The following is a 23,351-nucleotide window of genomic DNA, read 5'->3' on the forward strand; positions in this document are numbered from 1 at the left end:
GCTGCTCGAGCGAAGCCGAGAGCTTGGGGGAGGGTCCGGCGCGAAGGGCTGTCACGTGCGATCGTCTCCGAAGGACAAGACGTCGACCGTCTGGGAAAGACGGGGCCTCAGAACTTGTTCTCGGAGCGACGGCGCATCCAGAACACCCCGCCGCCGATCAGCGCGAGGGCCACCAGACCCCCGCCGATCGCCATGTCGGTCGGCGTGGCACCGCTGGAGTTGCTGCCGCCGAGGCCACCTTGGACACCTCCGATCACGGTGAAGGCGGCGGGCTTCGTAAGGCTGCCCTTGCCGGTGCAGTTGACGGTGATGTCGTAAGAGCCGGGAGTGGCGGTCTGGTTGATGGTCGCAACACCCTTGGACGTCCCCCGGCTGTCGTTGATGGGTGAGAGTGTCGTCTTCGCGAACGCGTTCGACGTCGCGTGGCCGCCCTGTGGGCACCCGTCCACCGTGATCGTCAGCTGCCCTCCACGGGCGACGACACTGGGCGAAGCGACGATGTTGCTCGGACTGTTCCAGGCCAGAGCCACGGGTGCGGCGAGTCCGAGGGTGGCGACCGCCGTCGCGGAGACGGCCAGGGCACGAGTGGTACGCATGTGATCCTCCGGGGAAGGCGCCCCCGGGAACCGTCCCCGGGTCCGATCGGCGAGAAAACGCCTCCCAGAGAGACCCTCAGACGCCGATCGGGGAGCCGCATTTCGAGAATGGTCCGTCCTGGTGAAAGAACACGCCGAATAAAGACACACAATCGCATATTGCCGCAGGTCACGGACGATAGAAAAATTCCTGGTCCGTGGCGACTCGGATGGCGCACGCGCGCGGGGACCACCACCCGTTCGGAGCTTCTCCCGTCGCCCGCCGCGCGCACTGCACTTAGCGTTCTCATATGCGCGACGGATGCGGCGACGGCCGCGTCGAGAGGGGTTTGCGAATGTCTGCGTCCGAGCTGGCCGAAGAGGAGCAGAGGCAGAGGAGGCGCGCTCCGTGGGGCGTGATAGCGCTTGTGCTGCTGACCGGCCTCGCTCTCGTTCGAAATGGCTCCGGAGAGTTCGACATCGGTCCTCCGCAGCCCGCGACGGCCGCCGCCGCGGACAACCACACCACCCCGAAGACCCGCCCGAGGGCGCCGGCTCCCTTGCCGTTCTCCGTGGCCGACCGCATCAGGATCCCCTCGATCCAGGTCGACGCGCCCGTCATGCCGGTGGGCATCGACGAGATGGGCTGGGTGGCCGCTCCACCGCCGGAGGACCCGAATCTCGCGGGCTGGTTCTCCAGCTCGGTCACACCCGGCGAAGTGGGAACGGCCGTCGTCGTGGGCCATGTGGACAACAAACATGGCCCCGCCGTCTTCTTCGGCCTCGGGGCCACGAAGAAGGGTAGTTTCATCGAGGTGCGCCGCCAGGACGGGAAGTTCGCCGTATTCCAGACCTACGGCATCGAGGTGTTCGAGAAGAACAACTTCCCGGGCGAGCGCGTCTACGGCAACACCGGAACTCCCGAACTGCGTGTCATTACCTGCGGTGGCGGTTTCTCCAAGCAGAACGGCTACGACGGTAACGTCGTCGTGTTCGCCCGCCTGGTCGAGGTTCGCTGAGCGTTCCCCGACCGGGCGGGCGAAAGCCCGTGGAACTCGGCCCGGGAAATTACCTGGTCTGCCACCTGGGCACGGTGATGTGATAGCCCGAATCCAGCAGCCGGGGCAGATAGCGGCGCAGGGCCCGTACGCTCGGTGAGCGGTCGCCGCCCGCGTCGTGTGCGAGGACCACCATTCCCTCCGCCGCGCCCTTCAGGACCCGGCGCTCGATGGACTGGGAGCTGGGCGCCGTCCAGTCGAGTGTGTCGACGCTCCAGGCGAGCGGCTCCATACCGAGTTCGGCACCGATCTCGAAGACCGCACGGTTCCAGGCCCCGTACGGCGCCCGGAACCAGCCGGGCCGCGCTCCGCATGTCTGCTCGATGACGTCGCTGGTCCGTTCCATCTGGGAGCGGATCGCGGACCGGGTCAGCTCGGTCAGCAGCGGGTGCGACCAGGTGTGGTTTCCGATGACGTGCCCCTCGTCGGCCATCTTCCGGAGCATGTCCCTGTTCTCGACGACCATCTCGCCGCACACGAAGAACATCGCGCGTACGTCGTGCGCCTTGAGCGTGCGCAGGACTTCCGGGGTGTAGCGGGGGTCGGGACCGTCGTCGAAGGTGAGCACGACGCTGCGGCCGCGCCCCTTGATGCGCAGGAACGGCTCGCGCCGTACGAGGGTCCGGCGGGGCATGGCACGGGCCGGGCCGTATCCGGTGATGGGCTGGAGCCGGTAGGTGGACGGCCTGACGGGACGGCCGCCCCTGGCCCCCGCGGCGGGAGTGGCGGAGGCACGGACGGACGACGTCGGTGAGGCCGAGGACGGTGACGCCGAAGCCGATGACGTCGCGGCACGTGACGCAGAGGCAGATGACCTCGGAGTACCTGACGCCGAGGCAGATGACGCAGAGGCGGATGAGACCGGCGGTGACCCTGGACCAGCGGTCAGGAAACGTGCGGTGCCGGTCGCTCCCGCCGCTCCCAGGACGGCGGCGCCGACGAGCAGCGCCCGGCGCCGTGAGAGCACATAATCCCTATTCATGATTTATCAGTCGCCCGAACGGCGCCCTGAACAGCGCCCCGCCACCGGTCCGGACGCGTGAAAGCACCCGATGGGACCAGCTACCGGCGCTGCTCGCATGTGAAGGACGAGAGAGGCCTGTGACCGTTGTGGCGTGAACCGCGCGTAACACCTTTCGCCACCGCCACCCCTGGGCCATCATGATCCGCCATCAGCCGACAGCCGTCTGCGAAGAGGTGAGGCTCATGGCCGGGCTCCGTATGAACGAGGGCGTTCTCCGCCGCAAACCCATCGAACACATCGAGGAGACAGAGGTCGGCGAGGGAACCGGCCTCGAGCGCTCGCTCGGCCTGTGGCAGCTAACCGCGATCGGGGTCGGCGGCATCATCGGCGCGGGCATCTTCACACTCGCCGGCACGGTCGCCAACGGCACGGCCGGCCCCGCCGTTCTCATCTCGTTCCTGATCGCGGGCGTCGCGAGCGCCGCGGCCGCGCTGTCGTACGCCGAGTTCGCGGGCCTCATACCGAAGGCGGGCTCCGCCTACACCTACGGGTACGCGGTGCTGGGCGAGCTCGCGGGCTGGTTCATCGGCTGGGACCTGCTCCTGGAGTACACCGCGATCGTGGCGGTGGTCGCGATCGGCATATCCGGGTACTTCAGCTTCCTGGTCGGGGAGATGGGCGCCGACCTGCCGAACTGGATGCTGGGCGCGCCCAGTACCGGCGACGGACACAAGGTCGACCTGTTCGCGGTCGTGCTGTGCCTGTTCGTCGCCTATCTGTTGAACCTCGGCATCAAGAACGCGGCCCGCTTCGAGATGGTCGTCGTGGTCCTGAAGGTCCTCGTCGTGCTTCTCGTGATCGGTGTCGGCGTGTTCCACATCGACACCGGGAACTACAACCCGTTCTTCCCGTACGGGGTCGGCGGGGCGTTCACGGGAGCGGCGACCGTCTTCTTCGCGGTCTTCGGGTACGACGCGATGTCGACGGCGGCCGAGGAGTCGAAGGACGCGCAGCGCCACATGCCGAAGGCGATCATCTACTCCCTCGTCATCTCGATGGTCCTGTACGTGGCCGCCTGCCTGGTCCTGACGGGCATGCAGGACTACAAGGACATCGACCCCGAGAGCGGTTTCTCGTCGGCCTTCAAGTCGGTGGGCCTGGGCGGGCTCGCGGACATCATCGCGGTCGGCGCGATCGTCGGCATCCTCACGGTGATGTTCACGTTCATGCTGGGCGTCACGCGTGTCTGGTTCTCCATGTCGCGCGACGGGTTGCTGCCGAAGTGGTTCGCGAAGACGCATCCGACGCGGCATGTGCCGACGCGCGTGACCTGGATCGTGGGGGTCGCGTCGGCGGCCATCGCCGGGTTCCTGCCGATCGGTGAGGCGGCCGAACTGACCAACATCGGGATCCTCTTGGCGTTCGTGGTCGTGTGTGTCGCGGTGATCGTGCTGCGCTACCGGCGGCCCGACCTGCCGCGCACTTTCCGTACGCCGTGGATGCCGGTGGTGCCCGCGGTAGGCGTCGTCTTCTCGATCTGGCTGATCACGTTCCTGCAGTGGCAGACGTGGGTGCGGTTCGCCGGATGGCTCGCGATCGGACTCGTCATCTACTTCGGGTACTCACGCCGGCGGTCCGAGCTGGCGAAGACGGAGCGGGTGACGGAGCCGGAGAGTGGAACTACTTCGCCATGACGAGCCCGTCCTCGGCCGCGCCCCGGCTGAGGACGACCTGGCGGATGCGGTCGCGTACGGCGGTCACACCGGTGCTCTGGACGCGGGCGTCGCTCAGGTTCACGACACGGCCGGGGCCGACGTCGAACCACTGGGGGACGAACTCCGCCTTCTCGACCTGCCAACGGCCGCCGTCGTCGGCAGGAACGAAGGTGAAGCGGCCGATGGTGCCTTGGTTGCCCCGCGGGTCGTGGGCGCCGGAGTGGTTGACCATCGGGCCGGCCACCTGGTCGCCCATGCCGTAGACGACCCAGGTGCCGTTGACCTTCTCGTACGCCTGTGGGACATGGGCATGGGTGCCGAGGATCAGGTCGATGTCGGGGCGGCCGTTGGTGCGGGCCTCGGTGAGCTGCCTGCTCAGCCGCAGCTGCTGTGCGTCGGGCTCGTCCTGCCATTCGCTGCCCCAGTGCATGGATACGACCACGACGTCGGCGCCCGCCCGGCGTGCGGCCCGGGCATCGGCGACGATCTTGTCGGGGTCGATCAGGTTCACCGCCCAGGGCCGGCCCTCGGGGAGCGGGATTCCGTTCGTGCCGTAGGTGTACGCGAGGTGGCCGACCCGCGCCCCGCCCGCCTGCAGCAGGGTGGGCGCGGCCGCCTCGCCCGCGGTGCGGGCGGAGCCGGCGTGCCGTACGCCCGCCCGGTCGAGCGCGTCGAGGGTGCGGTGGATGCCCGCGGCGCCGTCGTCCAGGGTGTGGTTGGAGGCGGTCGAGCAGGCGTCGTAGCCGGTGGCGGCGAGGGCCTCGGCCACCTGGGGCGGGGACTTGAAGGTGGGGTAGCCGGTGTAGTCGCCGTCCGCGCCGTACACCGTCTCCATGTGGCAGATCGCCAGGTCGGCACCGGTCACGACGGGTTTGACGCCCGCGAGCATGGGCCGGAAGTCATATCCCTGGCCGCCCGCGTCGGCGCTCGCCTGGCGGATGATCGAGCTGTGCGGAAGGACGTCGCCGGAGGCGACCAGCGTGAAGCCGGCGCCTCCGGAGGACGGCGCGGGCGCTCCGGACGACTGCCCGGCGGCTTTCGAGGAGGGCGCGGGGTCCCTCGGCCGCGCGGGCGGATCCTGCGCCTGACAGCCGGTGGTCGCCGCGAGAAGCAGCGCTGTCAGAGCCACGGCCGTCTGTCGCCCGCGTACGGTCATCAATGCACCCCGTTGTGTTCGTATGAATACATGACGTGATACGAATGCACATACAGGGGCAAACGGGAGTCAAGGCGCCTTACCGGCACAGGTGGCCGGATTCAGCCGGTCCGACGTGCGGAGACAAGGCCGTTCAGGCCAATACGGGTGCGGGGGCGGAGCCACGGCAGCACCGGATCGACCGTTCATCGCACCGTTCGTCGACAGGTTCGACCGTCTGCCGACGATCCGTGTGTGTGGCCTGTCCCGGCGGACCGCCCTGCGTTGACATACGGCCATGACGGCCGCCACCACCATCACGAGCAGGACGACCGCCGAGCACGAGCTGGCCGAATTGCAGCGGGAGCACGGCGCACCACTCTTCGCCCTGCTGCTGAGGCTCTCCGACGGAGACCGGCAGCGCGCCGAGGACCTGGTGCAGGAGACACTCGTACGCGCCTGGCAGCACCCCGAAGCGCTACGAGCCGACAACTTCGACTCCGTACGGCCCTGGCTGCTGACCGTCGCGCGGCGGCTGGCCATCGACGCGCGCCGGGCCCGCCAGGCACGGCCCGCCGAGGTCGGGGACGCCGTACTGGAAAACGCACGGGTCTGTGCCGATCACGCCGAAAGGTCGGTGGAGACCCTCGATGTACGCGAGGCTGTGAAGACACTCACTCCGGAGCACCGGGAAGTCCTGGTGCAGGTGTACTTCTGCGGGGCAAGTGTGGCGGAGGCCGCCGCCGTGCTGGGTATCCCGCCCGGTACCGTGAAGTCCCGCGCGTACTACGCACTGCGCGCCCTGCGTCGGGTACTTCCGGGATATGCGGCCGACCTGCGGTAAAACCAATGGCCGAGTCAAACCTCCGTAAAGCGCCTTGCCGAGGACCTCGGTTGAGTAATCGGCTGTCCCCATCCGTGTTCCGGAATGGGGCCCGGGGTCGGGCGACGCTCACGTACCGGAGGAAGGCAGGAAGGGATGCTGCACAGAGGCCAGGAGAGCACGGACGGCGCCGGCGGCGGGGAACTCGCTGTCCCCATGGCGTGGTTGTACGCCGAGTACATCGCCGATGAGCTGTTGCGCACCGGGGATCTCATGCCGCCGACGTCCTTCGAGTTCCGCGCCGGGCGCGACGCCCTGGCGCTGACCATCTTCCTGTCGGACACGAGCGGTGAGCTCTCCGGCATACGCGTCGTCTCGCAGCTGGAGACCTGGCTGTCGCTGACGGCGTACGACCAGCCGTGGCAGGACTGGGTACGCGAACGCATGGCGGTACTGGCGGCCGAGGCGGCCGAAGCGGTCGAAGCGGGCACGCCCGACCCGGACCTGGAGCTGGCCGCGGCGGCCTGGCGCTGGCTGGAGGAGACCGAACTCCTCGCACCCGACCTCGACGCGGTGCCGGGCGGTGGTCCGGTGCCGGGCGAAGAAGACGGCCCGAAGGTGTGGACCCCGGCCTGGCGACTGGGGCTGCCGCTGGGGCACCTGGCCATCCATCTCTTCTGAGATTTTTCTGAGCCTCGACCAATCCGCGGGCCCTCTCGCTCCGAATCTCTTGGTTGGTTTCCGGCAGGACTTGAGTGATTCCGCGGTCTGGTGCGTACCGGTGGGCAGCAGTTACCGCCAGTCCACCCACTCACCATCGCCCTGAGGATTAGGTATGAGGTCCCTGGAACGCCATCGCGACGTCGGCGCCTACGCGCTCGGCGTGCTGGACCCTGCGGACGCTTTCCGCTTCGAGGACCACCTCATGGAGTGCCCTCAGTGCGCGATGCAGATTCGCGAGCTGGCGCCCACGACACGGTCGCTGCGGGCCTACGCCCAGGCGACTCCGCGCACGGTGTCCGCCATGACCCGGCCCGGCCCCGCGCTGCTGGACCGGCTGCTCGAGAATGTGGTGTCGGTGCGCCGGAGCGGGCGCAGGCGGTGGCTGAGCGCCGTCGCCGCAGCGGTGGTCTTCGCGGTGGCCGGGCCCGCGGTCGCGATGCTCGCCGGCGGCTCGGGCTCGGACGGTGAGCCGATCGCCGCGACCGACCCCGGGACGGGGGTATGGGCCGAGGTCACCACACGGAACCGTGCCTGGGGCAGCGATGTGGACCTGATGGTCAAGGGCGCCCCCGGTCCCCGGCCCTGCCAGCTCGTCGTCATCGGCCGCGACGGCTCGGAGGAGACGGTGCTGAGCTGGCAGCCGGGCAGCGCGAAGCCCAGCCCCATGCAGGGCTCGGCGGCGATGCACCCCGACGAGATCGTCCAGTACGAGGTACGCACATCGGGCGGCCAGCGGCTGGTGACGCTCAAGCCCTCCTCGTGATCGACCGCTACTTCAGGAGCCGGGACATCCTGCGGTCCGCGAGGGGTTTGCCGCCGGTCTGGCAGGTGGGGCAGTACTGCAGTGACGAGTCGCTGAAGGAGACCTCGCGAATGGTGTCGCCGCACACCGGGCAGGCCTCGCCGGTGCGGCCGTGCACTCTGAGCCCGCTCTTCTTCTCCGCCTTCAGGCGTCCCGCCGCGAGCCCTTGAGCGCGCCCGACGGCCTCGGTGAGGGTGGTGCGCAGTGCCTCGTACAGCCGTGCTGTCTCCTCGGGCGTCAGGGCGGAGGCGAGCTTGAAGGGTGACATCCGGGCAGCGTGCAGGATCTCGTCGCTGTAGGCGTTCCCCACCCCCGCGATCAGGCTCTGGTCGCGCAGCGCGCCCTTGATCTGGCGGCGCTCACCCTGGAGCAGCTGCGTGAAGCGGGTCTCGTCGAAGCCGTCGGCCAGCGGATCGGGGCCGAGGCGGGCGATGCCGGGCACCTCGCCGGGGTCCCGCACGACGTACACGGCCAGCCGCTTCTGGGTGCCCGCCTCGGTCAGGTCGAAGCCCTCGCCCGTCTCCAGGGCGACACGCATCGCGAGAGGGCCTTTCCCGGGGCGGGGCGGGCCGTCGGGCAGACGGTCCTTCCAGTGGAGCCAGCCGGCCCGGGCCAGATGCGTCACGAAGCGCGGGCCGCCATCGGTCTCCAGGTCCAGGAACTTGCCGTGCCGGTGCACGGCCGTGACCTCGCGGCCTTCGAGGGCGGCGAGCGGCGGGTCGTACGTCTTCAGAACGCTGATCGCGACGGGCAGCACGCGCACGATCTCATGGCCGACCACATGATCGGCGAGGAAGTCCTTGAGCGCTTCCACCTCGGGCAGTTCCGGCATACGTCCAGAGTGCCCACCCGGCACCGACGACGCCAGGCGCGCAACCGTACTCAGCGCTGTTCCGCCACCAGGAACTCGCACCACACGCACTTGCCGCCGCCCCGCGCCTCCACGCCCCACACGTCCGCGAGACGGTCCACCAGAAGCAGTCCGCGCCCCGAGACCCCGCATTCCCCCGCCTCTCGGCGGCGCGGCAGGGCGCTGGAGGAATCCTCGACCTCGACGCGCAGGCGACGGTCCGAGCCGGTGAGGATCCGGAGGGTGACGATCGCCGAGCCCTCGGTGTGCATCAGGGCGTTGGTGATCAGTTCGTCGGCGACCAGCTCCACCTCGTCGGCGCGCTCGTCGGCGCCCCAGGCGCCGACCGCGGCGCGGATCATGTGCCGGGACTCGGTGAGCGCCTCCGGGTCGCCCGGCCCCACGTGCTGCTGGAGCCGGCCGCCGGGCTGCCGCACGTCGGGGCTGAGGCGACGCAGCAGGAGCAGTGCGACATCGTCCTCGCCACCGCGCTCCTCGGCCACGTCGATGAGCCGGTCGGCGAGGTCGCGCACATCGTCCGGGCCCGTGGAGATGAGCGCCCGGAGAGTCTGCATGCCCTCGTCGAGGTCCACTCCGGGCTGTTCGACGAGACCGTCGGTGCACAGCAACAGGGTCTGGCCGGGGTCGAGTTCGATGGTGTTGACGGGGTATTCCAGGCGCCCGAACTCGGCGGACAGACCGAGCGGCAGGCCGCCTTCGACGGGCAGCCTGCGGCAGGTGCCGTCCGTGTCGCGCACCAGCGGGTCTATGTGGCCCGACCGGACGACCTGGACCACCCCGGTGGACAGGTCGGCCTCCGCGTACAGGCAGGTCGCGAAGCGTTCGGTGTCGAGTTCGTGCAGGAACACGGAGGCGCGGGCCATGACGGTGGCGGGCGTGTGGCCCTCGGCGGCGTAGGCGCGCAGCACGATGCGCAGCTGCCCCATGACGGCGGCCGCATGGGTGTCGTGGCCCTGGACGTCGCCGATCACGGCGCCGACGCGGCCGCCCGGCAGCGGTATGACGTCGTACCAGTCGCCGCCGATGTCCCGGCCCAGCGAGGCGGAGCGGTAGCGGACGGCGATGTCGGCGCCCGGGACGCTGGGGATGGAGCGCGGCAGCATGGCCTGCTGGAGGCCTTGGGCGACGTCCTTCTCCTGTTCGTAGAACATGGCCCGCTGGAGGCTCTGCGCGATGCTGCTGCCCAGGGCGACGAGCACGTTGCGCTCCTCCGCCGAGAAGCCGCGCCGGTCGTTGTAGAGCAGGCCCATCGCGCCGATGGGCCTGGCCTGCGCGATGAGCGGCAGATACGCGGCCGAGGTGATGTTCAGTTCGGTGAGGTGCGGCCACAGCTGCGGGTAGGACTCGGCGAAGTCCTCCGGGGACTCGATGAAACGCGGGGTGAGGGTGCGCACGACCTCGCTCATCGGGTACTTCTCGTCGATGCGCGTGACCCGGGTGCCGGGTACGAAGCTGCCCTCGGGGCCCTCCGCGACGAGCCGGATGCGACCGGCCTCCACCAGCCCCATGACCAGGCTGGTCGCGCCGAGGTGGATCAGCCCGTGGGTGTCCTTGAGGACGTCGATCACGTCCTGGACGGTGCGGGCGTGCGCGAGGGCCGCCGTGGTGATCTGCACGACGTTGGTCTGCCGGCGGCGGGCCTCGTCAAGGGCCGCCTGCTCGCGCTGTGCCTCCTCGCTCTCGCTCAGCTCCTGGGTGGCGTCGCGGACGATCCCGATGATGCGGCGCGGCCGGCCCGTCTCGTCGCGCAGGACATAGCCCTGGGTGTGGGCCCAGCGAAGGGTGCCGTCGCGGCGACGGACACGGAAGTACGCCCCGTAGTTCTCGCTGCCGTCCTTGAGGGCCTGGGAGACGTGGAGGTCGAGGCGGACGGCCTCGGGGTGGGGGATCCGCGTCGACAGGTTCTCGGGGCGGCCGTTGAATTCGTCGGGGCGCACGTCGAAGACTTCGTGGGCCGTCGCGTCCATCTGCAAGATGCCGACGTCGAGGTCCCATTCGAAGCTGCCCATGCGGTTGAGCGCCAGGATCGGGTCCGGGTGGGTGGGCCAGTCGTCCGGGAGTGACGGGGCGCTCGCTCCCCGATCAGCCATGGGCCTACCTTGCCAGGCTTTGGCCGAATCTTCGAGTCTTGGCCGATTCAGATACTTCTCCCCCTGCTTCTCCCCGTGCTTCTCCTCCTGCTACTCCTCCTGCTTCCTCCCCTTGTTCACGCCGATTCTGGGAACCCACACAGGCAACGACATCAACACGCAGCGTCACAATGGGAGGGAAGGGAGCCCCAGACGTGGAGTGGTTCACAGCCCCCGAGTACTGGACGAGCCGACTGGTCTTCCAGCGGGCGCTGGCTGCCCTGTATCTCTTCGCGTTCCTGAACGCCGCGATGCAGTGTCGCGCGCTGATCGGCGAGCGCGGCATGCTGCCGGTGCCCCGTTTCGTGGCGCGGGTGCCGTTCCGGCAGGCACCGAGCGTGTTCCACCTCCACTACTCCGACCGCTTCTTCGCGGCCTGGGCCTGGGCCGGCTGTGCGGTGTCGGTGGCGCTCCTCGCGGGCCTGGACGGACTGCTGCCGCTCTGGGGCGGCATGCTGTTGTGGCTCGTCCCGTGGGCGCTGTACCTGTCGATCGTCAACGTCGGCCAGACCTGGTACTCCTTCGGCTGGGAGTCCCTTCTCCTGGAGGTCGGCTTCCTCGCCGTCTTCCTCGGCAATGACGAGGTCGCCCCGCCGATCGTGGTGCTCTTCCTGCTGCGCTGGATCCTGTTCCGCGTCGAGTTCGGGGCCGGCCTGATCAAGATGCGCGGCGACGCGTGCTGGCGGAAGCTGACCTGCCTCGACCACCACCACGAGACGCAGCCGATGCCGGGCCCGCTGAGCTGGTTCTTCCACCATCTGCCGAAGCCCTTCCACCGGGTCGAGGTGGCGGCCAACCACTTCACCCAACTCGTCGTCCCCTTCTTCCTCTTCGCCCCGCAGCCCATCGCGACGGCCGCCGCGTCGCTGATGATCGTCACCCAGTTGTGGCTGGTCCTGTCGGGCAACTTCGCCTGGCTGAACTGGATCACGATCGTGGTCGCGCTGTCGGCCGTGGACTACGGGGCACCGCGGGGGCCGTCGGACGCCCCGCTCTGGTACGAGGTCCTCGTACTGGCCGTCGCCGCCGGGCTGGTCGCTCTCAGCTACCGTCCGGCCCGCAATCTGATCTCCCGCCGCCAGGTCATGAACCGTTCCTTCGACCCGCTCCACCTGGTCAACACCTACGGAGCCTTCGGCAGCGTCAGCCGCCTCAGGTACGAGGTGGTGATCGAAGGCACGGCGGACGAGGTGCCACGCGAGGATGCCGACTGGCGCGAGTACGAGTTCAAGGGCAAGCCGGGCGATCCCCGGCGCTGGCCGCGCCAGTACGCCCCGTACCATCTGCGGCTCGACTGGCTGATGTGGTTCGTGGCGCTCTCCCCCGCGTACGCCGGCTCCTGGTTCGGCGTGCTGATGCAGCGGCTGCTGGAGAACGACCGGGACACACTGCGGTTGCTGCGCCGCTCCCCGTTCCCGGCGGACGCCCCGCCACGGTTTGTGCGCGCCCGTCTCTACCGCTACCGGTACACGACCTGGCGTGAGCTGCGGGAGACGGGCGCCTGCTGGCAGCGGACGTACGTACGGGAGTTCCTGCCGCCGACCCGGCTGGAGGTCACCGTTCAGAGGGCGTAGACGCGGGTGGCCGTCGCCGCGAAGATCTCCGCCCTCTCGCTGCCGCTCAACTCCGCCGTCAACGCGTCGGCCGCGCCCAGGACTTCTGCGTACGTCGCGGCCAGTGTGCACACCGGCCAGTCCGAGCCGAACATCAGCCGGGACGGGCCGAACGCCTCCAGTACGGTGGCCGCGTACGGCCGCAGGTCGTCGACGCTCCAGGTGGCGTGGTCCGCCTCGGTGACCATGCCGGACAGCTTGCAGACGGTGTTGGGGAGTTCGGCGAGCGCCCTGACGGCGCCGGCCCAGGGCTCCGGCGTGCCCGAGGCGATGGGCGGCTTGCCCAGGTGGTCGAGGACGAAGGTGAGCCCCGGGTGGTCGGCGGCAGCCTTGACGCAGGCGGGGAGCTGGTGGGGCACGACCACCAGGTCATACACGAGGCCGGCCCGCGCGACGGCGTCCAGCCCGCGGCGTACGTCCGGGCGCAGCAGCCATTCGGGGTCGGGCTCGCCCTGCACCTGATGACGGATGCCGCGCAGGTACGCGCCACCCGGGAGTTCCCGCAGCCGCGCCAGCTCGTCGGTGACATCCGGCCGGGTCAGGTCGGTCCAACCGACCACTCCCCCGATGAGTTCGGTCTCCTCCGCGAGGGCCAGGAACTCCGGGGTCTCCTCGGGCACGGTGACGGTCTGCACGAGAACGGTGCGGTCGACTCCGGCGGCCCGCGCCTCCGGTTCGAGGTCCGCGGTGGTGAAGTTCCGTCGGATCGGCTGGAGTTCGCAGCCCGTGATCCAGTCCTGGTCGCGTACGGAGAGGTCCCACACGTGGTGATGCGCGTCGACGGTCGTACGTTCCGTCACGGCAGCTCCCAGACGACCGGCAGCCCAGCATCGCCACCCTCGGCCGAGTAGTCGTGGATCACGTCGAGGAGTTCGGCCATCCGTGCCTGCCAGGCGATGTTGACCGGCAGCTTCTCCAGCTCGGCGAGAAGTCGCGAGTAGTCCTCGCACTCCAGGACGTGGAAGAGATCGGTGCCGCTGCGCCAGATGGTCCAGGAGGTGGCACCGGCGGCGCGGATGGCGTCCGTGAGCTCTTCGGGGACCTCGCGGTGCGCGGCCTCGTACTCGGCGATGCGGTCGGCGCGGACCTTGGTGTGCAGGGCGATCCTCACGACGGCTCCTCTCCGGTGCCGGGGGCGGGGCTGGGATCGGGGACAGAGCTGGGATCGGGGACGGGGACGGGGTCGGGGTCGGGGACGGGGTCGGGGACTGGTGCTTCCTCGGGCAGCAGCCTCGTCTCCCGCAGCTCCTGCCAGAAGTCCGCGGGTACGGCCGTCGCGAACTGCCGTACGGCGTCGCGGACTTCGTCCGCCGATCGGGTGCCGACGAGGACGCTCGCGACGGCCGGGTGGGCGAGGGGGAAAGCGAGGGCGGCGGCGCGCAGGGTGGTTCCGTGGCGTTCGGCGACGGCCTTGATCCGCAGGGCCTGCTCCAGCACATCCTGGGGCGCGGACGCGTAGTTGTACGTCGCTCCCGGCTTCGGGTCCGCCAGGAGACCGGAGTTGAAGGCACCGCCGATGACGACGGACGTGCCGCGTTCCTCGGCGGACGGCAGCAGTTCGGCGAGGGCCCGCTGATCGAGGAGGGTGTAGCGGCCCGCGCACAGCACCACGTCGACGTCGGTGTCGCGGACGAAGCGCGTGAGCATCTCGGCCTGGTTCATGCCGGCGCCGATCGCGCCGACCACCCCTTCGGAGCGCAGCCGTTCCAGGGCGGGGTAGGCCTCGCCGAAGGCCTCGGAGGCGTGGTCGTCCGGGTCGTGCAGATAGACGACGTCGACCCGGTCCAGGCCGAGCCGCTCCAGGCTCTCCTCCAGACCGCGGCGCACGCCGTCGGCGCTGAAGTCCCAGACGCGGCGGTGGGTGGCGGGCACGGCGAAGCCGTTGTCGAGGTCGTCGCCTCCCCCGCTGAAGGGCTCCAGAAGGCGCCCCACCTTGGTGGAGACCGTGTACCCGGACCGGCCGCGCAGCATCGCGCCTAGGCGCCGCTCGGACAGGCCGACCCCGTAGTGCGGTGCCGTGTCGAAGTAGCGAATCCCCGCGTCCCAGGCGGTGTCCAGGGCGGCGTACGCCTGTTCCTCGCTCACCGGCCTGTACAGGCCGGCGATGCCCGCGGCGCCGAAGGCCAGCTCGGTGACCTCGACTCCGGACCGCCCCAGGGCTCCGGACCGTACCGGGGTTCCCATCACTGCCCCACGGGGCGCAGCCGCAGCCCCTGCATGCCGCCGTCAACCGCGAGCGCCGTGCCGGTGGTCGCGCCGGACAGCGGGCTCGCCAGGTAGGCGATGGCGCCCGCGACTTCGGGCGCCGAGACAAGGCGGCCGGTGGGCTGGCGGGCTTCCAGGGCGGCCCGTTCGGCGGCGGAATCCTGCGCTGCGTCCAGGAGGCGGCCGACCCACGGGGTGTCCACGGTGCCGGGGTTCACGCAGTTGACACGGATGCCCTCGCGGACGTGGTCGGCGGCCATGGCGAGGGTGAGCGACAGGACGGCGCCCTTGGAAGCGGAGTACAGGGCGCGTTGCGGCAGGCCCGCGGTGGCGGCGATGGAGCAGGTGTTCACGATGGCCGCGTGCGAGGACTCGCGCAGGTGGGGCAGGGCCGCGCGGGTGGTGCGCACCATGCCGAGAACGTTGACGTCCAGGACCTGGTGCCACTGGGCGTCGTCGTTGTCCTCGACGGTGCCCTGGGCACCGATGCCCGCGTTGTTGACCAGTACGTCGAGTCCGCCCAGGTCCGCGACGGCGGCGGCGACGGCCCGGCGTACGGAGGCGTCGTCGGTGACGTCCGCCTGGTGTCCGAGCAGGGGCTTGTCCACGCTCGACGGGTCCAGGTCGAGGACGGCGACCTGGGCGCCGCGGGCCGCCAGGAGTTCCGCGGTGGCCCGGCCGATACCGGACGCGCCGCCGGTGACCAGGGCCTTGAGCCCGGCGAAGTCCTGTGTGTCGCTCACGCCGCTTCCCCCTTCTTGCCGGTGGGCTTGTGATCGGTGGGCTTGTCATCGGTGGGCTTCGGATCGGCGGCTGCCTGCTGGGCGAGGTCGGCGGCCCAGAAGGTGCCGTCGGGGAACGTGAACTCCGTGAGGGACTCGGGTCGCATGGTGGCCGAGAAACCCGGCGCGGTGGGGGGCATGTAGTGACCCTCCCGGATCACCACCGGGTCGAGGAAGTGGTCGTGCAGATGGTCCACGTACTCGATGACGCGGTCCTCGGTGGTCCCGGAGAGGGCGACGTAGTCGAACATCGAGAGGTGCTGGACGAGTTCGCACAGGCCGACGCCGCCCGCGTGCGGGCAGACGGGGACGCCGAACTTCGCTGCGAGGAGCAGGATCGCGAGGTTCTCGTTGACGCCGCCGACGCGGGCCGCGTCGATCTGCAGGATGTCGATGGCCCCGGCTTGGAGCAGCTGCTTGAAGACGATCCGGTTCTGCACGTGCTCGCCGGTGGCGACCTTGACCGGCGTGACGGCCTTCCGGACGGCGGCGTGGCCGAGGATGTCGTCGGGGCTGGTGGGCTCCTCGATCCAGTACGGGTCGAACTCGGCAAGCGCCTTGGTCCACTCGATGGCCTCGCCGACGTTCCACCGCTGGTTGGCGTCGATGGCCATCCGGATGCCGGGGCCGACGACGGAACGGGCCACGCGGCAGCGGCGCACGTCGTCGGCGAGGTCCGCGCCGACCTTCAGCTTGATCTGGGTGAAGCCCTCGTCCACGGCCTGGCGGGCCAGCCGGGTGAGCTTCTCGTCGGAGTAGCCGAGCCAGCCCGGCGACGTGGTGTAGCCGGGAAAGCCGCGCTCCTTCAGCAGCTCGGATCTCTCCGCCGCGCCCTCCTGCCCCCGTCTCAGCAGCTGAAGCGCGTCCTCGGGCGTGAGAACGTCCGCGATGTAGCGGAAGTCGATCTGGGCCACGAGCCATTCGGGGGTGGCGTCGGCGAGCAGCTGCCACAGCGGCTTGTGGGCGCGCTTGGCGGTGAGGTCCCAGAGGGCGTTCACGACGGCGCCGATCGCCATGTGCATCACGCCCTTCTCGGGTCCGAGCCAGCGCAGCTGGCTGTCCCCGATCAGGTCCCGGCCCAGCGATCCCGGGTCCGCGCACAGCTCCTCGACCGGCCGCCCGAGGACATGCGGACGCAGCGCGTCGATCGCGGCGACCTGGACATCGTTGCCTCGCCCGATGGTGAAGGTGAATCCGTGCCCCTCCAGGCCGTCGGCCGCGTCGGTGCGCAGCACGACGTACGCGGCCGAGTAGTCGGGGTCCGGGTTCATCGCGTCGGAGCCGTCGAGCTCGCGCGAGGTGGGGAAGCGGATGTCGTAGGTGTCGACCGCGGTGATGAAGGGGGCGGCAGATGCGGACACAGAAGTGCCTTTCGGTCCGGGACAGGGGTCGTACGGCGACGGCTGGGTCAGTCCTGGGCGCGGCCGGTCGTCACGCGGGCGATCATCAGGGCTACCAGAATGATTCCTCCGTAGATCGCCTGGATCCAGAAGGACGGGACCTGGGCGAGGGTGAGCAGGTTCTGTACGACACCGAGGAGCAGGACGCCGGTGAGGGCGCCGAACATGGTGCCCTTGCCCCCGTCGAGGCTGATGCCGCCGATGACGGCGGCTGCGAACACCGTGAAGATCATGTTCTGGCCCTGGTTGGCGTTGATCGCGCCGACGTAGCCCGTCTGCATCAGTCCGCCGACCGCGGCGAGTGTGCCGGCGATGATGAACACGCCGAGCATCACGCGGTCGACCCGGATGCCGGCCGCGCGCGCCGCGTCCGTGTTGCCGCCGATCGCGTACAGGGCGCGTCCCCAGCGGTGGTACTTGAGGACGAAGCCCGCGACGCCGAACGCGGCCGCCGCCAGCCACACCGAGATGGGCACGGTCAGGAAGGTGGTGGTGGCGAGTGTGTAGAAGGCGTCGGGCATGCCGAACAGGGTCTTGCCCTTGGTGGCGCCGACCAGCAGACCGCGCAGGACGATCAGCATCGCGAGGGTCACGATGAACGCGTTGAGCTTGAACTTCACCACGAGGAAGCCGTTGAAGGCGCCGATGGCCGCGCCCACCCCGAGGATCGCGAGCAGGGCGAGCCCCGCCGGGAGGTCCGTGCCCCAGCCGGACTGCGCGGCGGGCAGGACGAGGAGCGCGCCCACGGCGGGCGCGATGCCGACGACCGACTCCATGGACAGGTCGAACTTGCCGGTGATGAGGACGAGCGACTCGGCGAGCACGACCATCGCGAGGGCGGCGGAGGCACCGAGGATCGAGATCAGGTTGCGCTCGGTGAGGAACGAGTCGTTGACGAACGCGCCGAGTACGAGAAGCAGCAACAGCGCCGGTACGAGGGCGAGTTCGCGTGCCCGTCGCAGCAGCACGGACTTGGCGGTGCCCGTGCTCTTCTCCGGCTCTACGGGGGTGGCGGGCGAGGACGTCGGCGCCTTCATCTCAGTCACCCCGGCCTCGCTGTTCCCGGCCGGGGGTCCGGGGGTTGTCCCCCGGGGAGATGCCGTAGCCATGGTCCACTCCTTCTATGGATGCGATGAGCTCGTGGTCGCGCCAGCCGGCCGGGTGCTCGGCCACGACGCGGCCGTGGAAGAGGACCAGGACGCGGTCGCAGCGGCGCAGGTCGTCGAGTTCGTCGGAGACGACGAGGACGGCGGTCCCGTCGTCACGGGCGGAATCCATCCGGGAGAGCAGCGACTCCTTGGACTTCACATCGACGCCCGCGGTGGGGTTGATGAGGACGAGGAGCCGTGGGTCGGAGGCGAGGGCACGGGCCATGACGACCTTCTGCGCGTTGCCTCCCGACAGGTCGGAGACGGGCTGGTCGGGGCCCTCGGTGTGGATGTCGAGGCGTTCGATCAGCTCGGTGGCTACGCCGCGTTTGCGGGCGGTTCCGACGAACCCGTACTTCCCGAGCCGGTTCAGGATGCTCATGGTGGCGTTGTCGCCGATGGACATGCCGAAGACGAGCCCCTGGCCGTGCCGGTCGCGCGGGACGCAGCCGACGCCGGCCTTCAGGGCTCCTTGGACATCGCCGAACGGCAGCGGCCTGCCGTCCACGAGGGCGGTTCCCGAGGTCGGGGTGTGCAGCCCGGCGAAGGACTCGGCGAGCGCGATCTTCCCGCTGGCGCTGGAGCCGGCGAGGCCGACGACCTCGCCGCGCCGGACCGTCAGGTCGACGTTCTCGTACGTGTCCGAGGTCAGGCTCCGCGCGTCCAGCACGACCGGCGCGTCGGCACCGGCGTGCTCCAGCACGGTGTCCGCGTGTTCCAGCACCGCGTCCGCGGCGGCCGCCTGCTGTTCGGCGACCGCCTCCCCCGCCATGGCCTCCACCAGCGCCGCCCGCGGCAGCTCGGCGACCGGCGCCGTGGTGATCCAGCGGGCGTCGCGCAGGACGGTGACCGTCTGGCACACCTCGTACACCTCCTGGAGGTGGTGCGAGATGAACAGGAAGGTGACGCCGGACTCCTGGAGTGCGCGCATACGGACGAAGAGGCGCTCGATCTCCCGGTTGTCGAGCTGCGCGGTGGGCTCGTCGAGGACGATGAACCGGGCGCCGAAGCTCAACGCCCGGGCGATCTCGACCATTTGACGGTCCTCGACCTTGAGATCGGCGGTCCGCGCCTCCGGATCGACGTGGACGTCCCAGGTCTCTAGGACCGCGGCTGCCTCGGCCTTCAGCCGGCGCCAGCTGATGAAGCCGCCGCGCCCGGTCGGCTGCCGGTTGATGAAGAGGTTCTCGGCGACCGTCAGCTCGGGGACCACCGTGGGCTTCTGGTAGACGCAGGCCACCTTGCGCCGCCAGGCGTCCCGGTCGGCGAGCGCGGGCGCGGGCTCGCCGTCGAAGCGGACCGTTCCCTCGTCGGGGGCCTGGAGTCCGGTGAGGATGGTGACGAGCGTCGATTTGCCAGCGCCGTTACGGCCCACGAGGGCGTGGGATTCGCCGGGGAGCACGGTGAGCCGACCGTCCTGGAGTGCGACGGTCGGGCCGTACCGCTTGGTGATTCCCTGCGCCTGAACGAGTGGTGTGCTCATCCGACCGTGTTTCCCCAGAGCTTGGGGTCGTCGACGTTCTCCTTGGTGACCAGTGGCGCGGGCAGCTGGTCCTCGAGGATCCCGCTGGGCAGCTTCACGATCTCGGAATCGTGGTCGGTCGGGCCCGGCTTGAACTTCTTCCCCTGCATCGCCGCCTTGATGTAGTACATGCCGTACTTGGCGTACAGGTCGGCGGGCTGCGAGACGGTGGCGTCGATCTGGCCCTTGCGGATGGCGTCGTACTCCTGCGGGATTCCGTCGTTCGAGACGATCGTGATGTGGCCCTTCTCGCCGGTCTTCTTCAGCATCCCCTTGGACTTGAGGGTCTGCAGCGTCGGCGCGAGGTAGACGCCGCCGGCCTGCATGTAGATGCCCTTGATGTCGGGGTTCGCGTTGAGCAGCGTGTCCAGCTTGGAGGCCGCGGTGTCGGACTCCCACTTGGCGGGGATCTCCAGGACCTTCAGCTTCGGGTAGTTCTTCTTGACGCAGGCGCGGAACGCCTCGGAGCGGTCACGGCCGTTGACCGAGGCGAGGTCGCCCATGATCTGCACGACCTTGCCGGAGGGGATCTGCTTGCCGAGGTATTCGCAGGCCTTCTCGCCGTACGCGACGTTGTTGGCGCGGACGACCATCGCGACCTTGCCCTTCTCGGGCGCCACGTCGACGGCGACCACGGGCACGCCCTTGCGCTCGGCCTGGTCGAGCCCGGCGGAGATCGCGGCGCTGTCCAGGGGGGCCACGACGAGGCCCTTCACGCCCTGGTTGAGCTGGTTGTTGATGTCGGTGATCTGCTGCGAGGGGTCGCTGTTGGAGTTGACGGTCTTGAGGGCGTCGACGCCCTCGGACTTCGCCATCTTCGGCACGTAGTCGTTGTACGACTGCCAGAACGGCGAAGTCAGCAGGGGCAGGATCACCCCGACCTTCCCGTCGCCGTCGCCGCCGTTGTCGCCGGAGGCGACGGTGTCCTTGGTGCTGCCGCACGCCGTGAGCACGAGGCCGGCGCAGGCGGCCACAGCCGCCGCACGTACCGCCCTTGACGTGATTCTCCCGTTCCGCACTGTTCTGACGGCCATCTGACGGCTCCTCATCGAGCGAGATAGAGCAATGATCAAGCAGCGATCGTGACTGCTGTGAGGGCTTGGCCCCACAGGCCCCGGCCGGATGTGCCGCGCCCGGCGGACGAATATTTATCAGACCACTTCGGGGTCACAACACCCCTCCACGGGAACTTTTCGCGATTCTCAGCCGTAGTGGTCCGACCACCCGAGTGGTTAGACTGCGGCGCACCCGGGCGACAGGAGATGGTGGCGTGGACGAGACCGCCCCGCAGAAGGGCACTGTGACGCAGCGCGCCATTGAGCAGATCAAGGCGTTGATCGCCGAGGGGCGGCTGGAGCCGGGCGAGCGGCTGCCGACCGAGCGTGATCTGGCGGCGCGGCTGGGTATCTCACGCAGTTCGATGCGCGAGGCGATCCGCGCGCTGACCGTCATGGGCGTGCTGGAGGCACGGCACGGGTCCGGTATCTACGTCACGCAGCTGGAGGCCGGCGATCTGCTGGAGACCTTCGGTGTGGTCGCGGACCTGTCCCGCGGCCCGCAGCTGGTGGAGTTGCTGGAGGTGCGGCGGATCCTGGAGTCGACGGCGACCGGGCTGGCGGCCGCACGGATCACCGCCGGTGAACTCGCCGAGGTGGAGAAGCACTTGGCCGCGATGAACGAGACGGACGACCCGGAGGAGATCCTCTCCCACGACCTGGCGTTCCATCGCGCGATCGTGGCGGCCGCGGGCAACGGGTCGATGGCGGCGATCCTGGAGGGCCTGTCCTCCCGCACGTTCCGCGCCCGCGTGTGGCGTGGCTACCAGCAGGAGGACGCCTTCGAACGCACCCGCCGCGAGCACGCGGCCATCCACCGCGCCCTGGTCGCCCACGACCCGGAGGCGGCGCGGGCGGCGGCGGCCGCGCACGTGGGCGAGGTGGAGCAATGGCTGCGGACCCAACTGAGCTCGTGACCGGCGCACGATTCAGGGTTCATGGCAACGCCGCCATGATGGACATGATGGAAAAGAAAATCTGTTCCCATCGGTTGAGTCCGCGGACACTTCGGCGCGATAGAAAGGACCCATGCCGGAGCGCGAGCCCCCCGCAGGGGGCGTGGACGATGTTGATGAGGTGACCCGCGCGGTGCTGACCGCGTCGCGGTTGCTGGTTTCTGTCTGCGCTCGCTCGCTGTCCGCGGTCGAAGAGCGGGTGACGCTCCCGCAGTTCCGGATGCTGGTGGCGCTGTCCACCAGGGGTGCGACCAATCTCGTCACGCTGGCAGAGCTGCTCCATGTGGCACCGTCCACCGCCATGCGCATGGTGGACCGGCTGATCGCGGCCGGTCTCGCCGACCGGCAGACCAACCCCGACAACCGCAGGGAGACCCTGCTACGGCTGAATGAAGAGGGCAGACGCACCGTTCAGGAAGTCATGGCCCGGCGCCGTGCCGAGATCGTCGCCATCGTTGAACGGCTCGCTCCCCAGCAGCGATCGGCGCTCATCGACGCGCTCACGGCCTTCAACGAGGCGGGCGGGGAACCGTCTGCCGCAGCGGCGGACGACACCGAGCCGCATCACTTGGGCTGGACGGACGCCGAACTGGGACAGGAAGCCTGACCTTCCGCGCCGCCCATCGGCGGTCACCGGTTCCGCCGCGCCGCCCCGCCGGACCAGCCGCCGCGCTGCCTCCGGGACCAGCACTGTCTCCGGACCAGCCGCACAGCCTCCTGACCATCTGAGAGCGGTGGACGCCGGGAGCAGAGGTACGCATGCGCCGGCCCTGGCGCGCACGCGCGCCGGCCGGCGTGGCCGTGCCGCTCCCGGTCCCCGGGGGGGGGCTGACGTCCCGTCATTGCGACGTGGTCGGCTTGCCTGTCGGTTCGGGAGTCTTCACGTTCAGGTCCGGGCGGGGCTTGAGAACGGTGACTGGTGTTCCCGGCTGGGGCGCGGGCGGGGTCATCTCTTCCTTGGGGAGTTTCGGCGGGGCGGTCTGCTGGAAGTTGACCTGATCGGTGTTCACCATCCCCGTGTTCTCCAGGATGGTCATGTGGTCGAGGACGGTGGAGTTGGCCAGGTTGGCGAGCTGACGCACCATGGAATTCTGCGTGGAGGCACGGATCTTCGCGATGGTCGAGTAGATCTGGCCGTGGGTGACACGCATGATGTTGACCGCGGTTGAGTCGAACTCCTTGCCGGTCTTGGAGTCGATCGTGGCCACGAACTGCTGCTGTTGCGGGGACGCCTGGTTGGGCAGGGTGATGCCCAACTCCGGGGCGATCTTGCGGCTCATCTCGTCGAGGCCGGCGTGGCCGACGATCAGGTGTTCGCCCGCCTCCTTCATGGCCGGGGTCGTGCCCCGCTCCATGACCATCTCGCCGAGGGGGTACTCCCACAGACCGGCCGCACGTACCTTCACCACGAAGTCACGGTCGGCTTCGGTCAGCGGGCCGTACCGGGTGTTGGCGATGACGCGATCCCCGGTCGTGGCCGTGTTCTCCACCCCCAGCATGGCCGGGTAGGCGAGCGCGGCGACGGTCAACGTGAGGCCGCCGATCACGAAGACGCTGCCCGCGGTTTTCTGCGAAATGCCCATGGTTCCTCCTGGCGTGACTGGGGCGGTCGCCAGGAGATACGGATGCGCAACGCGCGGCAATCATTGCACCGGGTAAATTTTGCACCCAGCCGTGTGTTTTGTGTCACACACTGAACGACCGTGGCGCTCATGGGGCGTTGGGGGACGCCCGTATGACGCCCGTTTGACGCTCCCAGAGTAGTCCGGCCGGAACCGGCGACGGGAGGCTTCAATGGGGTGTGCGGGCAGGCGAATTGAGCAGGTACTCACGAGTGGGGCCACGCACCGCTCGTACCGGACCACCGACAAGGAG

22 protein-coding genes are annotated in these 23,351 nt (G+C 69.5%); 8 read left to right on the forward strand and 14 right to left on the reverse strand.

Going from position 1 to position 23,351, the window contains the following annotated elements:
* Positions 1 to 107 precede the first annotated feature (107 nt).
* The gene (locus tag FGD71_RS33010) at positions 108 to 596 is read right to left on the reverse strand and encodes a hypothetical protein (RefSeq protein ID WP_119104239.1); all 489 of its coding nucleotides are present in this window, start codon (positions 594 to 596) and stop codon (positions 108 to 110) included.
* Positions 597 to 931: 335 nt separating this feature from the next.
* Here FGD71_RS33010 and FGD71_RS33015 point away from each other — a divergent pair, with 335 nt between their 5' ends.
* Positions 932 to 1,594, forward strand: a complete 663-nt coding sequence (locus tag FGD71_RS33015; RefSeq protein ID WP_119104240.1) for a class F sortase — start codon at positions 932 to 934, stop codon at positions 1,592 to 1,594.
* Positions 1,595 to 1,643: 49 nt separating this feature from the next.
* On the opposite strand, the gene FGD71_RS33020 is transcribed toward FGD71_RS33015, so the two are convergent.
* Entirely contained in the window at positions 1,644 to 2,615 is a 972-nt protein-coding gene (locus tag FGD71_RS33020) for a polysaccharide deacetylase family protein (protein ID WP_205571170.1), read from the reverse strand.
* Between the two features lie 224 nt (positions 2,616 to 2,839).
* Here FGD71_RS33020 and FGD71_RS33025 point away from each other — a divergent pair, with 224 nt between their 5' ends.
* Entirely contained in the window at positions 2,840 to 4,291 is a 1,452-nt protein-coding gene (locus FGD71_RS33025) for an amino acid permease (protein ID WP_119104241.1), read from the forward strand.
* Here the strand turns inward: FGD71_RS33025 and FGD71_RS33030 are convergent.
* Positions 4,278 to 5,468, reverse strand: a complete 1,191-nt coding sequence (locus FGD71_RS33030; protein WP_119104242.1) for a CapA family protein — start codon at positions 5,466 to 5,468, stop codon at positions 4,278 to 4,280. The genes FGD71_RS33025 and FGD71_RS33030 overlap by 14 nt on opposite strands.
* Before the next feature lie 277 nt (positions 5,469 to 5,745).
* Here FGD71_RS33030 and FGD71_RS33035 point away from each other — a divergent pair, with 277 nt between their 5' ends.
* The 3 genes from FGD71_RS33035 (at position 5,746) to FGD71_RS33045 (ending at position 7,756) form a co-directional block, all read left to right on the forward strand.
* Positions 5,746 to 6,291 (forward strand): sigma-70 family RNA polymerase sigma factor, encoded by a 546-nt coding sequence (locus FGD71_RS33035; RefSeq protein ID WP_119104243.1) that lies wholly within the window; start codon positions 5,746 to 5,748, stop codon positions 6,289 to 6,291.
* Positions 6,292 to 6,426: 135 nt separating this feature from the next.
* A complete protein-coding gene (locus tag FGD71_RS33040) occupies positions 6,427 to 6,951 on the forward strand; it encodes a hypothetical protein (protein WP_119104244.1) in 525 nt (174 codons plus the stop codon).
* Between the two features lie 154 nt (positions 6,952 to 7,105).
* A complete protein-coding gene (locus FGD71_RS33045) occupies positions 7,106 to 7,756 on the forward strand; it encodes an anti-sigma factor family protein (RefSeq protein ID WP_119104245.1) in 651 nt (216 codons plus the stop codon).
* A 7-nt stretch (positions 7,757 to 7,763) separates the two neighbouring features.
* Here the strand turns inward: FGD71_RS33045 and FGD71_RS33050 are convergent, their stop codons facing one another.
* Together FGD71_RS33050 and FGD71_RS33055 are read right to left on the reverse strand one after the other, a co-directional pair.
* On the reverse strand, positions 7,764 to 8,627 hold the full coding sequence (locus FGD71_RS33050) for an Fpg/Nei family DNA glycosylase (RefSeq protein ID WP_119104246.1): 864 nt from the start codon (positions 8,625 to 8,627) through the stop codon (positions 7,764 to 7,766).
* Between the two features lie 50 nt (positions 8,628 to 8,677).
* Entirely contained in the window at positions 8,678 to 10,756 is a 2,079-nt protein-coding gene (locus FGD71_RS33055) for a SpoIIE family protein phosphatase (RefSeq protein WP_119104247.1), read from the reverse strand.
* A gap of 194 nt (positions 10,757 to 10,950) precedes the next feature.
* On the opposite strand from FGD71_RS33055, the gene FGD71_RS33060 reads away from it, so the two are divergent.
* Complete coding sequence (locus tag FGD71_RS33060) at positions 10,951 to 12,369, forward strand: lipase maturation factor family protein (protein WP_119104248.1); 1,419 nt, start codon at positions 10,951 to 10,953, stop codon at positions 12,367 to 12,369.
* On the opposite strand, the gene FGD71_RS33065 is transcribed toward FGD71_RS33060, so the two are convergent.
* The 8 genes from FGD71_RS33065 to FGD71_RS33100 are packed head-to-tail and all read right to left on the reverse strand — an operon-like array spanning position 12,357 to position 20,499.
* The gene (locus tag FGD71_RS33065) at positions 12,357 to 13,208 is read right to left on the reverse strand and encodes an amidohydrolase family protein (RefSeq protein ID WP_240436883.1); all 852 of its coding nucleotides are present in this window, start codon (positions 13,206 to 13,208) and stop codon (positions 12,357 to 12,359) included. The genes FGD71_RS33060 and FGD71_RS33065 overlap by 13 nt on opposite strands.
* Positions 13,205 to 13,519: an L-rhamnose mutarotase gene (locus FGD71_RS33070; RefSeq protein WP_119104249.1), complete on the reverse strand. Its 315-nt coding sequence runs from the start codon at positions 13,517 to 13,519 to the stop codon at positions 13,205 to 13,207. The genes FGD71_RS33065 and FGD71_RS33070 overlap by 4 nt, the downstream gene beginning before the upstream one ends.
* Entirely contained in the window at positions 13,516 to 14,592 is a 1,077-nt protein-coding gene (locus FGD71_RS33075) for an aldo/keto reductase (RefSeq protein ID WP_119104250.1), read from the reverse strand. Before FGD71_RS33075 ends, FGD71_RS33070 begins: the two co-directional genes overlap by 4 nt.
* Complete coding sequence (locus FGD71_RS33080) at positions 14,592 to 15,356, reverse strand: SDR family NAD(P)-dependent oxidoreductase (RefSeq protein WP_119104251.1); 765 nt, start codon at positions 15,354 to 15,356, stop codon at positions 14,592 to 14,594. Before FGD71_RS33080 ends, FGD71_RS33075 begins: the two co-directional genes overlap by 1 nt.
* Entirely contained in the window at positions 15,353 to 16,756 is a 1,404-nt protein-coding gene (locus FGD71_RS33085) for an L-fuconate dehydratase (RefSeq protein WP_119104252.1), read from the reverse strand. Before FGD71_RS33085 ends, FGD71_RS33080 begins: the two co-directional genes overlap by 4 nt.
* Before the next feature lie 47 nt (positions 16,757 to 16,803).
* Entirely contained in the window at positions 16,804 to 17,832 is a 1,029-nt protein-coding gene (locus FGD71_RS33090) for an ABC transporter permease (RefSeq protein ID WP_119104253.1), read from the reverse strand.
* A gap of 1 nt (position 17,833) precedes the next feature.
* Positions 17,834 to 19,426, reverse strand: coding sequence for a sugar ABC transporter ATP-binding protein (locus FGD71_RS33095; protein WP_119104254.1), 1,593 nt, complete (start codon positions 19,424 to 19,426; stop codon positions 17,834 to 17,836).
* Positions 19,423 to 20,499: a sugar ABC transporter substrate-binding protein gene (locus FGD71_RS33100; protein WP_119104255.1), complete on the reverse strand. Its 1,077-nt coding sequence runs from the start codon at positions 20,497 to 20,499 to the stop codon at positions 19,423 to 19,425. Before FGD71_RS33100 ends, FGD71_RS33095 begins: the two co-directional genes overlap by 4 nt.
* Positions 20,500 to 20,735: 236 nt before the next feature.
* Here FGD71_RS33100 and FGD71_RS33105 point away from each other — a divergent pair, with 236 nt between their 5' ends.
* Together FGD71_RS33105 and FGD71_RS33110 are read left to right on the forward strand one after the other, a co-directional pair.
* The gene (locus FGD71_RS33105) at positions 20,736 to 21,437 is read left to right on the forward strand and encodes a FadR/GntR family transcriptional regulator (RefSeq protein ID WP_119104256.1); all 702 of its coding nucleotides are present in this window, start codon (positions 20,736 to 20,738) and stop codon (positions 21,435 to 21,437) included.
* A gap of 112 nt (positions 21,438 to 21,549) precedes the next feature.
* Positions 21,550 to 22,083 (forward strand): MarR family winged helix-turn-helix transcriptional regulator, encoded by a 534-nt coding sequence (locus FGD71_RS33110; protein WP_119104257.1) that lies wholly within the window; start codon positions 21,550 to 21,552, stop codon positions 22,081 to 22,083.
* A gap of 232 nt (positions 22,084 to 22,315) precedes the next feature.
* Here the strand turns inward: FGD71_RS33110 and FGD71_RS33115 are convergent, their stop codons facing one another.
* Entirely contained in the window at positions 22,316 to 23,059 is a 744-nt protein-coding gene (locus tag FGD71_RS33115; protein WP_181359320.1) for a DUF4142 domain-containing protein, read from the reverse strand.
* Between the last annotated feature and the right edge of the window lie 292 nt (positions 23,060 to 23,351).

This window comes from Streptomyces sporangiiformans, from assembly GCF_005768555.2.
GTDB lineage: Bacteria > Actinomycetota > Actinomycetes > Streptomycetales > Streptomycetaceae > Streptomyces > Streptomyces sporangiiformans.

Coding starts and splice junctions, on each gene's coding strand:
- FGD71_RS33020 (WP_205571170.1), bottom strand. CDS start 2,615: ATGAATAGGGATTATGTGCTCTCACGGCGCCGGGCGCTGCTCGTCGGC.
- FGD71_RS33115 (WP_181359320.1), bottom strand. CDS start 23,059: ATGGGCATTTCGCAGAAAACCGCGGGCAGCGTCTTCGTGATCGGCGGC.
- FGD71_RS33025 (WP_119104241.1), top strand. CDS start 2,840: ATGGCCGGGCTCCGTATGAACGAGGGCGTTCTCCGCCGCAAACCCATC.
- FGD71_RS33100 (WP_119104255.1), bottom strand. CDS start 20,499: ATGGCCGTCAGAACAGTGCGGAACGGGAGAATCACGTCAAGGGCGGTA.
- FGD71_RS33040 (WP_119104244.1), top strand. CDS start 6,427: ATGCTGCACAGAGGCCAGGAGAGCACGGACGGCGCCGGCGGCGGGGAA.
- FGD71_RS33015 (WP_119104240.1), top strand. CDS start 932: ATGTCTGCGTCCGAGCTGGCCGAAGAGGAGCAGAGGCAGAGGAGGCGC.
- FGD71_RS33045 (WP_119104245.1), top strand. CDS start 7,106: ATGAGGTCCCTGGAACGCCATCGCGACGTCGGCGCCTACGCGCTCGGC.
- FGD71_RS33055 (WP_119104247.1), bottom strand. CDS start 10,756: ATGGCTGATCGGGGAGCGAGCGCCCCGTCACTCCCGGACGACTGGCCC.
- FGD71_RS33050 (WP_119104246.1), bottom strand. CDS start 8,627: ATGCCGGAACTGCCCGAGGTGGAAGCGCTCAAGGACTTCCTCGCCGAT.
- FGD71_RS33090 (WP_119104253.1), bottom strand. CDS start 17,832: ATGAAGGCGCCGACGTCCTCGCCCGCCACCCCCGTAGAGCCGGAGAAG.
- FGD71_RS33075 (WP_119104250.1), bottom strand. CDS start 14,592: ATGGGAACCCCGGTACGGTCCGGAGCCCTGGGGCGGTCCGGAGTCGAG.
- FGD71_RS33095 (WP_119104254.1), bottom strand. CDS start 19,426: ATGAGCACACCACTCGTTCAGGCGCAGGGAATCACCAAGCGGTACGGC.
- FGD71_RS33030 (WP_119104242.1), bottom strand. CDS start 5,468: ATGACCGTACGCGGGCGACAGACGGCCGTGGCTCTGACAGCGCTGCTT.
- FGD71_RS33010 (WP_119104239.1), bottom strand. CDS start 596: ATGCGTACCACTCGTGCCCTGGCCGTCTCCGCGACGGCGGTCGCCACC.
- FGD71_RS33035 (WP_119104243.1), top strand. CDS start 5,746: ATGACGGCCGCCACCACCATCACGAGCAGGACGACCGCCGAGCACGAG.
- FGD71_RS33110 (WP_119104257.1), top strand. CDS start 21,550: ATGCCGGAGCGCGAGCCCCCCGCAGGGGGCGTGGACGATGTTGATGAG.